The organism is Streptomyces sp. NPDC127106, from assembly GCF_042677605.1.
GTDB lineage: Bacteria > Actinomycetota > Actinomycetes > Streptomycetales > Streptomycetaceae > Streptomyces.
In genome coordinates this window covers 35,858-47,208 of sequence record NZ_JBHXTC010000019.1, presented here as the reverse complement: position 1 = coordinate 47,208, position 11,351 = coordinate 35,858, and the positions used below count along the sequence as shown (strand labels likewise).

At 73.8% G+C, this 11,351-nt stretch carries 9 protein-coding genes; 7 read left to right on the top strand and 2 right to left on the bottom strand.

The genetic code is table 11. The annotated features are described in order from the left end of the window. Window positions 1–299: 299 nt before the first annotated feature. Window positions 300–917, bottom strand: coding sequence for a TetR/AcrR family transcriptional regulator (locus ACFVGY_RS18075; RefSeq protein ID WP_385677984.1), 618 nt, complete (start codon window positions 915–917; stop codon window positions 300–302). 149 nt (window positions 918–1,066) lie between these two features. Here ACFVGY_RS18075 and ACFVGY_RS18070 point away from each other — a divergent pair, with 149 nt between their 5' ends. From ACFVGY_RS18070 to ACFVGY_RS18055, 4 genes are read left to right on the top strand one after another with little or no spacing between them, the layout of a single operon-like run. Beyond that, window positions 1,067–1,864 carry an acetoacetate decarboxylase family protein gene (locus tag ACFVGY_RS18070; RefSeq protein WP_385677981.1) on the top strand — a complete coding sequence of 266 codons (798 nt, stop codon included), beginning with the start codon at window positions 1,067–1,069 and terminating at the stop codon, window positions 1,862–1,864. Window position 1,865: 1 nt separating this feature from the next. Continuing rightward, entirely contained in the window at window positions 1,866–2,750 is an 885-nt protein-coding gene (locus tag ACFVGY_RS18065; protein WP_385677978.1) for an SDR family NAD(P)-dependent oxidoreductase, read from the top strand. 10 nt (window positions 2,751–2,760) lie between these two features. Beyond that, window positions 2,761–4,083, top strand: a complete 1,323-nt coding sequence (locus ACFVGY_RS18060; RefSeq protein WP_385677975.1) for an amidohydrolase family protein — start codon at window positions 2,761–2,763, stop codon at window positions 4,081–4,083. Next, window positions 4,080–5,309, top strand: a complete 1,230-nt coding sequence (locus ACFVGY_RS18055; protein WP_385677973.1) for an amidohydrolase family protein — start codon at window positions 4,080–4,082, stop codon at window positions 5,307–5,309. The genes ACFVGY_RS18060 and ACFVGY_RS18055 overlap by 4 nt, the downstream gene beginning before the upstream one ends. A 22-nt stretch (window positions 5,310–5,331) precedes the next feature. Here the strand turns inward: ACFVGY_RS18055 and ACFVGY_RS18050 are convergent, their stop codons facing one another. Continuing rightward, window positions 5,332–8,427: an NACHT domain-containing protein gene (locus ACFVGY_RS18050; protein ID WP_385677970.1), complete on the bottom strand. Its 3,096-nt coding sequence runs from the start codon at window positions 8,425–8,427 to the stop codon at window positions 5,332–5,334. A gap of 92 nt (window positions 8,428–8,519) precedes the next feature. On the opposite strand from ACFVGY_RS18050, the gene ACFVGY_RS18045 reads away from it, so the two are divergent. From ACFVGY_RS18045 to ACFVGY_RS18035, 3 genes are read left to right on the top strand one after another with little or no spacing between them, the layout of a single operon-like run. Beyond that, on the top strand, window positions 8,520–9,422 hold the full coding sequence (locus ACFVGY_RS18045) for a sterol desaturase family protein (protein WP_385677968.1): 903 nt from the start codon (window positions 8,520–8,522) through the stop codon (window positions 9,420–9,422). After that, the gene (locus ACFVGY_RS18040) at window positions 9,419–10,156 is read left to right on the top strand and encodes a lysoplasmalogenase (protein ID WP_385677965.1); all 738 of its coding nucleotides are present in this window, start codon (window positions 9,419–9,421) and stop codon (window positions 10,154–10,156) included. Before ACFVGY_RS18045 ends, ACFVGY_RS18040 begins: the two co-directional genes overlap by 4 nt. 19 nt (window positions 10,157–10,175) lie before the next feature. Next, window positions 10,176–11,219, top strand: a complete 1,044-nt coding sequence (locus ACFVGY_RS18035) for a zinc-dependent alcohol dehydrogenase family protein (RefSeq protein ID WP_385678174.1) — start codon at window positions 10,176–10,178, stop codon at window positions 11,217–11,219. Window positions 11,220–11,351: the final 132 nt, after the last annotated feature.

Below are 11,351 nucleotides of genomic sequence, written 5' to 3'. Positions count from 1 at the left end.
CCGCGGGCGCTAACCCCCCACGCCCCGCGGGCCCCGGGTGGGACGCCCGCTCGGCCAGGTCGTCTCTGCGGTCGTACGGTCGTCGAGCATGGTCACAGAGGATACGGGCCCCCGCTGACAGTCCGGATCCCGGCGGGGTCGGATTCCGGCCGCGGCCGGGCCGCGTTGCGGTCGGCCGGGCCCGGCAACGAGCCCCCCGGCGGTGGCCTGCCGGCAGCCGGGCCCGCAGGCGGCCGACCCGGGCAACAGCCGGTGGACCACGCGTTCCGGGCGCCGCCACCGGTTCTCCCGGGGCGGCTTCACCCCGGTACGAGCAGCGCCTCCGTCAGGGCCCGGACGGAGAGCAGGAACAGCCGCTCCGGGTCCGCGGGGCGGGCCAGGGCCCGGGACAGGGCCGGGTCCCCGGCGGCCCGGAGGTCCCACAGGTCGCCCTCGGCCGGGGACTGGGCGGGGGAGCGCTCGCGGTTGCGCTCCACCAGGACGAAGCCCACGACCTGGAACTGGACGGCGCGCACGGCGTCGGCGGCCCGCGCCCCGCGCAGCCCCGCCGCGTGCACCTCGCGGACCAGGACCTGCTGGGCGGGCAGGAACATCCGGTCGGTGAGCCCGCGCTCGTGCACCATCGCGATCAGGTGCGGGTGCGCGCGCAGCTCGTGGCGCAGGGCCAGGGCCACGGAGACGACCCGCTCGGCGGGGGTGCCGCCGGTCGGCCGGATCGCGCCCATCTGCCGCACGGTGAGCTCGACCAGCGCGTCGAGGAGCGATTCGCGGTTGCCGACGTGCCAGTAGATGGAGGTCACCGCGGTGCCCAGCTCGGCGGCGAGCCGGCGCATGGTCAGGGCGCCCGGGCCGTGCTGCTTGACCAGGCGGGCGGCCGCTTCCAGCACCTCGTCCCGGGTGAGCGCGGACCTGGCCATGGGGGGGCGCCGCCAATCCGTCGAAATCTGTCGCACCGTCAATTTCACTGTGCGCTGGGGTCTTTACCCTTCATCGGGGTCGGTGTAACTGTGTTACAGAAACCTCCCCGGACTTCGTCCGGGGGACCCCAGAAGGGTGGTGCGAGCCCATGGCACGCGTACGGTACGGAGCGCGCACCGAGGCCGAGATCGCGGCCTCGCGCGCGAGGAGTTCCAGCCTCCCCGACATCTGGTCCACCGGTGTGGTGGCCGTCTGGGAGAGCGACCCCGACGTGGTGGCGGCGGTCCTGCCGCCCCCGCTCAAGCCCGCCGAACGGCCCCTGGTCCGGGCCGCCATGAGCCGGGTCGACCTGCCCGGCTACCCCCTGGGCGCCGGATCGGTGGCGGTCGCCGCCCGGCACGGCGAGGTCGACGGCTGGTACCCGCTGGTGATGCCCATGACCCACGAGCGCGCCCTGACCGGCGGCCGCGAGGTCTTCGGCGAGCCGAAGAAGCTGGGCGAGGTCACCGTCGAGCGCGACGGGCTCGTCGTACGGGCCTCGCTCACCCGGCACGGGATCGCCTTCGTGGAGGTGCGCGGGGCGGTCGACCGGGAGCTGCCGCCGCCCGCACCGGCCCGCAGGACCGACTTCTACTTCAAGTTCCTGCCCGCCGTGGACGGCTCGGGCTTCGAGGACGACCCGGTGCTCGTGCACTGCATGCGCCACGAGAAGGTCCGCACCCTGGAGCACGTCACGGGTGACGTCGTCCTGCGCGAGTCGATGTTCGACCCCGTCGCCGACCTCGCCGTCCGCCGCATCGTCGAGATCACCATCGGCGAGAAGACCACCGACCAGCAGGGCCGCGCCGTCGAACGGGTCAGCGCCCAGGCCCTCCTGCCCTACCTCCACCAGCGCTACGACGACCCCCAGCAGGCCTTCGACGGTCCGCCCGACGGGAGTGCGTGACATGCGACTGGAAGCCGGCCAGACCGCCGTCGTCACCGGAGCCGCCGGCGGCATCGGACTCGCCATGGCCCGCCGTTTCACCGCCGAGGGCCTCCGGGTCGTCCTCGCCGACGTCGAGGAGGGCGCCCTGCACAAGGCCGCCGGCGAACTCACCGCGGAGGGCGCCGACGTGCTCCCCGTCCGCGTCGACGTCGGCGACCGCACCTCCGTCCTCGCCCTCGCCGACACCGCGTACGAGGCCTTCGGCAGCGTCCACGTGCTCTGCAACAACGCGGGCGTCGGCTCCGGCGCCGAAGGACGGATGTGGGAGCACGAGCCCGCCGACTGGCAGTGGGCCTTCTCCGTCAACGTCTGGGGCGTCTTCCACGGCATCCAGGCCTTCGTCCCCCGCATGATCGCCGCCGGCACCCCCGGCCACATCGTCAACACCTCCTCCGGAGACGGCGGCATCGCCCCCCTGCCCACCGCCTCCGTCTACGCGGTCACCAAGGCGGCCGTGGTCACCATGACCGAGTCCCTCTACGCCCACCTCAAGGCCGAGGGCGCGCCCATCGGGGCCTCCGTCCTCTTCCCCGGACCGCACATGCTGCGCACCGGGCTGTGGGAGTCCCACCGCAACCGCCCCGCGCGGTACGCCAAGCAGCGCCCGCGGAAGACCCCGTACCGCACCCTCGACCAGTACGAGGCCGCCATGCGGGCCGCCGGCCACGAGGTGCGGTTCACCCCGGTCGAGGAGGTCGCCGCGCACGTGGTCGACGGGATCCGGGCCGACCGCTTCTGGATGCTGCCGCCGAGCGAGCACAGCGACCGCCAGATCCGCGCCCGGTCGCAGTCCATGCTCGACCGCGCCAACCCCGCCTACCTGGAGAGCTTCATCCTCGACTGAGGAGCCACCGTTGAGCGACCGTGACAGCGACAGCGACCGCGACCGTGACCGCGCGTACGACGACCCGTACCTGATCGTCTCCTCCGACTGCCACGCCGGACTGCCCACCGAGCAGTACCGCCCCTACCTCGACTCCCGCTTCCACCGCGCGTTCGACGAGTTCCTCGGCCAGCGCGACGCCCGCCGCGAGGAGGCCACCCGCCTCGGCATCCGCAACGAGGCCTTCGCCGCCCGGTGGTTCCACGACCACGAGGAGGGCCTCAGGGGCGGCTGGGACACCGGTCAGCGGCTCAAGGAGCTCGACGGCGACGGGGTGGCCGCCGAGGTCGTCTTCCCCGACGCCGACGCCGTGGACAGCCAGACCGCCGCCCCCTTCGGCGTCGGCCTCGGCCTCTCCGGCGACCAGGACCCCGAGCTCGGCATGGCCGGCGCCCGGGCACACAACCGCTGGCTCGCCGAGTTCGTCTCCGAGCGTCCCGAACGCCACTGCGGGGTGGCCCTGCTGCCCGTCACCGGCGAACCCGACGAGGTCGTCGCCGAGATCCACCGGGCCAAGGCGTCCGGCCTGGGCGCCCTGATGATCCCCTCCATGTGGGTCGACAAGGCCCCGTACCACGACCGCCGCTACGACCCGGTCTGGGCCGCGGCCGCCGCGACGCGGATGCCGGTCGTCACCCACTCCGGGGCCGCACCCCGCCACGAGTACGGCGACCACCTCGGGATCTACGTCTCCGAGGTCACCTGGTGGCCCGCCCGCCCGCTGTGGTTCCTCCTCTGGTCCGGGGTGTTCGAACGGCACCCGGGGCTGAGGTTCGGGATCGCCGAGGCCGGCTGCTGGTGGCTGCCCAACCAACTGTGGTTCATGGACCGGCTCTACCTCGGCGCGCACGGCGGCAAGAAGCTCTCCCCGTTCGCCGAGCTGAAGCGGCCGCCCAGCGAGTACCTGGACCGCCAGGTGTTCATCTGCGCGACCAACACCAAGCGGCGCGAACTCGCCCAGCGGTACGAGATCGGCGTGGACAACATCCTCTGGGGCTCCGACTTCCCGCACCCCGAAGGCACCTGGCCCGCCACCCGGCAGTGGCTGCGCGACACCTTCCACGACATCCCCGTCGCCGAGTCCCGCCGCATGCTGGGCCTGGCCGCCGCCGAGGTCTTCGGCTTCGACACGGGGAAGCTCGCCCCGATCGCCCGCCGCATCGGCCCCACCCCCGCCGACCTGGGCCAGCCCGCGGACCAGGCCGCCGTGGAGGCGTCCTGGGCCCGGTCCCGCGAGACCGGCCGACACTGGCTGACCGGCAGCGACTTCCCGGTCCTGGGGGTGGCGCCGTGACGCAGGACCGCTACACGGTGATCTCGGCCGACTGCCACGCCGGCGCCGACCTCCTCGACTACAAGCCGTACCTGGAGAAGCGCCACCACGACGACTTCGACGCCTGGGCGGCGACGTACGTCAACCCGTACGAGGACCTCCTCGCCGACACCGCCGACCGCAACTGGAACTCCGACCGGCGGCTGGCCGAGCTGGAGGCCGACGGCATCGTCGCGGAGGTGGTCTTCCCCAACACCATCCCGCCGTTCTTCCCCAGCGCCTCCCTGATGGCCCCGGCCCCGACCCGGGCCGAGTTCGAACAGCGCTGGGCGGGCCTGCGCGCGCACAACCGCTGGCTCGCCGACTTCTGCGCACGGGCGCCGGGCCGCCGGGCGGGCGTGGCGCAGATCCTGCTGAACGACGTGGACGAGGCGGTGCGCGAGATCCGCCGTACGAAGGAGGTCGGCCTGACCGGGGGCGTCCTGCTCCCCGGAGCCCCGCCCGGCAGCGGCGTCCCGGAACTGTACTCCCCGGCCTACGACCCGATCTGGGCCGTCTGCGACGAGCTCGACGTCCCCGTCAACCACCACGGAGGCTCCGCCTCGCCACCGCTGGGGGACGAGCCGGCCGCCCGGGCGGTGTTCATGGTGGAGACCACCTGGTTCTCCCACCGCGCCCTGTGGCACCTGGTCTTCGGCGGGGCCTTCCGCCGCCACCCCGGTCTTAAGCTGGTCCTGACCGAGCAGGGCTCCGGCTGGATCCCGGGCGTCCTGGAGATGCTGGACTACTACCACGGCCGGCTGGTGAACGCCGCCGCCAGGGCCGCGACCGCCGAGTCCAAGTTCGGCGCGGGCCTGGCCGACGCCATGGGCAGGGGCCCGAGCGAGGTCTGGCGGGACAACTGCTTCGTCGGCGCCAGCTTCATGCGCCCGCACGAGGTGCCGCTGCGCCACCGGATCGGCCTCGACAAGATCATGTGGGGCTGCGACTACCCCCACGACGAGGGCACCACGCCGTACTCCCGCGAGGGCCTGCGCATCGCGTACGCGGGCCTCCCGCGGGAGGAGGTCGCCGCGATGGTCGGCGGCAACGCGGCCCGCGTCTACGGCTTCGACCTGGCGCTGCTGGACGCGCTGGCGGCGAAGCACGGCCCGACGGTCGCGGAGATCGCCGAGCCCCTGCCGCAGCCCCCGCCGGACGCCACCAGCCCGGCCTTCGCCCGCGGGGGCTCGGTCCGGGTCTGGTGACGGCCCGATCCCGCCCGGGGGGTCAGTACTTCACGAAGGTGAGCCGCTCCGGCGGGATCTGCTCCGCACCCTGGACGACCGTGCCCGGGTGCACGGTGATCTCCAGTTGCTCCAGGGCGGCGAGCGGCGCGAGGTCGATCGGCCCGCGGCAGTCGAGCAGGACGAGCTCGGTCAGGTTCGGCAGGTTCCTCAGCGGGCGGAGGCCGCCGGTGAAGGTGGACGCGCTCACTCCGAGGAACCGGAGGTCCTCGTAGCGGGGCAGGACGGCGGGATCGAAGCCGTCCTGACCCAGGACCTGCAGCGTGCGCAGGGGCGGTTGCCTTCGGTGGCCTGCCAGCTGCGCGAGCTGCTTGTCGCCGGCGAGCGTGAGCGAGGCGAGGGCGGGCCAGCGTTCGAGGCCGACGAGGTCGACATGGCGCGCCCCCTTCCACAGGGCGAACGTCGTCAGGTCGGCGTCGCCCGGGATGCCGCGCACCGAGTCCACCTCGGTGGCGTAGTCCAAGTGCAGCCCGGTGAGTCCGCCCAGCTTCGCCAGAGGTGCCAGTGACAGGCCCCTCTCCACCCGTGCCAGGGTCAGATCGCGCAGCGGAAGGCCGCCGAGTGGGGCGATCGTGGACAGGTGCGGGCAGTCCTGGAAGCCGAGATGGGTCAGCCCCTCCATCGCCGCGAGCGGCGTCGGATCGGTCAACCGTGTGTTCCGCACCACGGTCAGCCGCTCCACCTCGGGGCGGCCGATCACCTCGTCCGGGATCTCCAGGTCTCCGTTCAGGATCACGTAGCGCAGGTGCCGCACCCGGGGCAGTGCGGCCGCCAGTTCCGTGTTCTCCACCCACAGGTACACGTTCTCCAGCGCCGCCTCGCTCAGCACCGTGTCCACGTACTCGTCCACGTCGAAGTGCGACCAGCCGCGGGCCAGCTGGACGACCGCCCGTGCCCGGCGCTCGTGCCGGAACCGGGCGATGACCGCCAGCGCGTGGGGGGTGCCGACAACGGCGGCGGTGCGGATGGTGGCGGCGGCCGCCTCTTCGCTCAGCTCCTCCGGTCCGGGCAGTAGGTCCAGGACCAGATCGCCGGCCCTGGCCAGCTCCTCGGCCTCGGAGATGGTGCGCGGCGGGAGCAGATCGGCCGTGCGGGACTGGATGTCGCGGCGCAGGGACGGGTCCAGCTCCGGGGCGTGTTCCAGGCAGGCCGCGGCCAGCACGATCAGGCGGCTGCGGGCGCCCTTGACCTTGTCCGCACGCTTCAGCAGGCCCCGCAGGATGCGGGTCCGTTCGTCGGGGCGGGCGTGGCCCACCGCCATGCGGACCACGTCGTCCCAGGTGTCGTCGTGCGCGTTCTTCACCAGCACGCCGAAGTCCCGTGACTCCACCGCCGCCTTGGCGCCGAGGTAGTCCTGGAAGGTCCGGTGGACGAAGTCCACCGAGCCCGGCACCGGCTCGCGCAGCAGCCCGCTGCGGATCAGCAGGTGCGCGAACACCTGCTCCGCACCCGCCTGTTCGCGGACCTGCGGCATGCCCTCCAGCCACTCCTCCACCAGCTCGACGGCCTCGTCACGGCCCGCCTCGACCTGCCCGTTGCGGATGAGCCAGTACGCGAACCGCTGGAGCAGCACGATCTGCTCGTCCCGGGTGAGGTCCACGCCCTCGACCCCGGCGATCTCCCGCTCCGTGTCCCGGCGGACCAGCAGCATGTCGAGCGCGGCGTCGTACAGCTCCTTGCGGGCCCGGGGGAGCTGCATCCGCCGGTCCCGGTTCAGCGCGCACAGCAGCGCGCACATCAAGGGGTTGGTGGCCAGCCGGCTCAGGTCCCGGCGGGCGGTGACCGCTTCCCGCAGGGAGGCCTCGTACGCGTCGAGGTCCTCCCCGGCCGGTCCGGCCTCCGCGCGCGCCGCCGTGTGCCAGTGCGCGATGAACGCCGCCACGTCCTCGCGCTCCATCGGCAGCAGCGCGTGCGGTACGAAGCCCTGCCCGGCCAGCCAGTCCTCGGGGACCGCCGAGGGGCGGGTGGTCACCACGTACCGCGCCCTCGGGAACGCCGAGACGAGGGAGCGCAGCCAGGTCTCCGTACGGCTGCGCAGGCGCTGCGGGACCTCGTCCACGCCGTCGACGAGGACCAGGGCCCGGCCGCCGAGCATCAGCTCCTCGACCCAGCCGGGCGGGGCCGACAAGGGCACCCCCGAGGCCTTGAGGAACTCCTCCGGCAGCGGCAGGTTCTCGGCGGTGGTGAACGCGCGCAGCCGCAGCACGAACGGGACGCAGGTGTTCCAGGGGCCGCCGCTCCGCCGGGCCGCGGTCAGCGCCAGCCACTGCACGAGGGTGCTCTTGCCGGAGCCCGCCGGGCCGCGCAGCAGGACCCGGTCCGCCGCTGCGAGGGCCTGTTCCGCCTTGGTGGTGGTCCGGTGCACGCCCGGTTCGCCGGGCAGCGCCGGCTGCTGCTCGCCGCTCACCGCGAGGCTGATGTACGCGAGGTCCAGCGGCCATTCCTCCCGCCGCCGGCCGGTGGTCAGTCCGAACAGCTGGAGCCGCCCGTGGGTGTCGGCCACGTACCGCGCGTACCGCTCCTCGAAGGCGTGGGCCGCCCCGTCGGCACGGTCGGCGAGCCGGTCCACCGTGCGCTGCAACGTGCCGGTGCGGCGCACGAGTTCGACATCGGCGCGGGCCCCGAAGGAGGGGAGGGTGGTCAGGTACTCCACGGCGTGGACGCAGGCCAGCCGGATCAGGTCCCGGCACACGGCCTCGGCCGCCGGGTCCAGGCCCGCGGCGGGCGGTACGGGCACCTTCGCCGCCAGCTGCGTCGGGTCGAGGTCCGCCGCGAGGAGGGCGTCGGCGTCCAGTCGGTCCGGTCCGGCGAGGGCGAAGGCGTCGGCGACCGCGTCGAGCGCCGCCAGCCGTTCGTGCTCCGGCAGTCGGGACGCGGCCCCGCCCAGCCGGTCGGCGAGCTGTTCGGCGAGCCGGCGCAGCTCCGGTGCGCCGAGCTCCGCCGGCCGGCGCCAGCGCGCCGCCGGCCGCACCGGCCGGTCGGTGAGGCGCGCGCCGGGCACCTGCCCGAGCTGCGACTTCCACAGCCACCCCGCCGCCGTGCTCGCCGCCCGTAGGGCGGCCGTCTCGAACCCTGCCACGCATCCTCCCCCTTGTACCCGGGGTAACCCCATCGGATACTGATCGGTAACAACCCCTAGCGGCACCCCGGAACTCGCCCTAAGGTGCGCCCATGCCAAATCTGCCCGATGTCGTGCTGTGGTCCATACCCGCCTTCGTCCTGCTCACCGTGATCGAGGTGGTGAGCTACCGGATCCATCCCGACGAGGACGCCGCCGGGTACGAGACCAAGGACGCCGTCACCAGCCTCACCATGGGCATCGGCAGTATCTTCTTCGACTTCCTGTGGAAGATCCCGGTCGTCGCGATCTACACGGCGGTCTACGAACTGACCCCGCTGCGGGTTCCGTTCCTGTGGTGGACCTTCCTCCTGATGCTGTTCGCCCAGGACTTCTTCTACTACTGGCAGCACCGCGGGCACCACGTCATCCGGATCCTGTGGGCCTGCCACGTGGTCCACCACAGCAGCCGGAAGTTCAACCTCACCACCGCCCTGCGCCAGCCGTGGACCAGCGCCACCTCCTGGCCGTTCTACCTGCCGATGATCGCCGTCGGCGTGCACCCGGCGGCCGTCGCCTTCTGCTACTCGGTCAACCTCCTCTACCAGTTCTGGATCCACACCGAGCGCATCGACAAGCTGCCCCGCCCGGTCGAGTACGTCTTCAACACCCCCTCCCACCACCGCGTCCACCACGCCTCCCAAGGCGGTTATCTGGACCGCAACTTCGGCGGGATCCTGATCATCTGGGACCGGATGTTCGGCTCCTGGGTCCCGGAGGAGGAGAAGCCCGTCTTCGGGCTGACGAAGAACATCAGCACCCACAACCCGCTGCGCGTCGCCACCCACGAGTACGCCGCCATCGCCCGCGACGTGCGCGCCGCGCGCAGCTGGCGCGAGCGCGCCGGACGGGTCTTCCGCGGCCCCGGCTGGCAGCCCGCCGCAGCCACCGCCCCCACCGCCGCCCCCGCCGCCGAGGCCCCGGTCGCGACGCCCGCCCCGGAGCGGGCCGCGTGAGCGCCCCCGCCGCCTCCGCGGCAGCGGGACCGGGCGCCCACGGCGCGGGCGCGGCCTCCGGCGCGCGGGCGACCGCCGGCCGGGTGCTGCTCGCCGCGTTCGCCGCCGCCACCGCCGCCGACCTCCTGTCGCTGCTCGCCGACTGGCACCCGGGGCACGTCCTCTTCAAGCCGCTGCTGATGCCGCTGCTCACCGCGTTCGCCGTCACGCGCCGGGCCCCCCGCCTGCTGCTCGCGGCCCTGGCGTTCGGCTGGGGCGGCGACCTGGCCCTGCTCTTCGACGCCGAGCCCGCCTTCCTCGTCGGCATGGGCTCCTTCGCCGCCGGGCACGTCTGCTACCTCGTCCTCTTCGGCCGGGGCCGGACGCACCCCGCCCTGGCGGCGGGCTACGCCGCCGCGCTGCTCGGCACCGTCGGGCTGCTGTGGGGCGACCTGCCGGTGGACCTGCGGATCCCGGTCGCCTGCTACAGCCTGCTGCTCACCGCCATGGCCTGCCGGGCGGGCGTCTTCGGCCTGCGCGCGGGCATCGGCGGGGCGCTGTTCCTGCTGTCCGACTCGCTCATCGCGAGCGGGGTCGCCGCCTGGCCCCAGCTGCCCCGCCCCGACTTCTGGATCATGGCCACCTACGCGGCGGCCCAGTACCTGCTGACCACCGGTGCGCTCGCCGCGTCCGGGCAGGCGTACGGTAGGGAAGCTGTATCGGCCAACGATGGCCGGACGCGAACCGAACCCTGACCCGGAGGGCTGTACCAGCATGCGCGCCACCGTCATCCACGCCCCGTACGACATACGCGTGGAGGAGGTGCCCGACGCGGCGGTCCGGCACCCCGGGGACGCCGTCGTCCGCGTCCTGCGCGCCTGCATCTGCGGCAGCGACCTGTGGGCCTACCGCGGCGAGGCGGCGCGGCAGCCCGGCCAGCGCATCGGCCACGAGTTCCTCGGCATCGTCGAGGAGACCGGCTCCGAGGTGGCGGGGCTGCGCACCGGCGACCTGGTCGTCGCCCCGTTCATGTGGTCCGACGGCACCTGCGACTACTGCTCCGAGGGCCTGTACACCTCCTGCGTGCACGGCGGGTTCTGGGGCTCGGTCGGCCACGACGGCGGCCAGGGCGAGGCCGTCCGCGTCCCGCACGCCGACGGCACCCTCGTGAAGCTGCCCGCCGAGGCCGCCTCCGACGACCACCTGCTGACCGCGCTGCTCGCGCTGTCCGACGTGATGGGCACCGGGCACCACGCGGCACTGGGCGCCGGCGTCCGCCGGGGCTCCACCGTGGCCGTCGTCGGCGACGGCGCGGTCGGCCTGTGCGGTGTCCTGGCGGCGAAGCGGCTGGGCGCCGAGCGGATCATCGCCCTGGGCCGGCACGCGGCCCGTACCGACATCGCCAAGCTCTTCGGGGCGACGGACGTCGTCGCCGAACGCGGCGAGGCGGCGGAGGCCGCCGTGCGCGAGCTCACGGGCGGGCAGGGCGCGCACGCCGTCATCGAGGCGGTCGGCACCGAGCAGTCGATGCGCACGGCCGTGAACATCACCCGCGACGGCGGCTCCATCGGCTACGTCGGCGTCCCGCACGGCAGCGGCACCGGCCTCGACCTCGGCGTGATGTTCGACCGCAACATCAGCCTGCGCGGCGGCGTGGCCCCGGTGCGCGCGTACATCCCGGAGCTCCTGGAGGACGTGCTGAGCGGCGCGATCGACCCGGCGCCCGTCTTCGACCGCGGCGTCGTCCTGGACGAGGTCCCGGACGGCTACCGCGCGATGGACGACCGCACCGCCCTCAAGGTGATCATCAAGCCCTGACGCACCGGGACGACCGAAGGGGGGGGGGGGGCCGGCGCCCCCCCCCCCCCCCCCCCCGCGGCCGGCCCCGGTCGGGGTGGTGTAGGGCCGAATCCCCGCGGCCCACCGCGACAGCGAGGAAACCCGGCGGGC

What these genes read in the sequence shown, in the direction of transcription:
- ACFVGY_RS18065 (WP_385677978.1), top strand. Translation starts at nt 1,866, where the DNA reads ATGCGACTGGAAGCCGGCCAGACCGCCGTCGTCACCGGAGCCGCCGGC.
- ACFVGY_RS18075 (WP_385677984.1), bottom strand. Translation starts at nt 917, where the DNA reads ATGGCCAGGTCCGCGCTCACCCGGGACGAGGTGCTGGAAGCGGCCGCC.
- ACFVGY_RS18035 (WP_385678174.1), top strand. Translation starts at nt 10,176, where the DNA reads ATGCGCGCCACCGTCATCCACGCCCCGTACGACATACGCGTGGAGGAG.
- ACFVGY_RS18045 (WP_385677968.1), top strand. Translation starts at nt 8,520, where the DNA reads ATGCCAAATCTGCCCGATGTCGTGCTGTGGTCCATACCCGCCTTCGTC.
- ACFVGY_RS18070 (WP_385677981.1), top strand. Translation starts at nt 1,067, where the DNA reads ATGGCACGCGTACGGTACGGAGCGCGCACCGAGGCCGAGATCGCGGCC.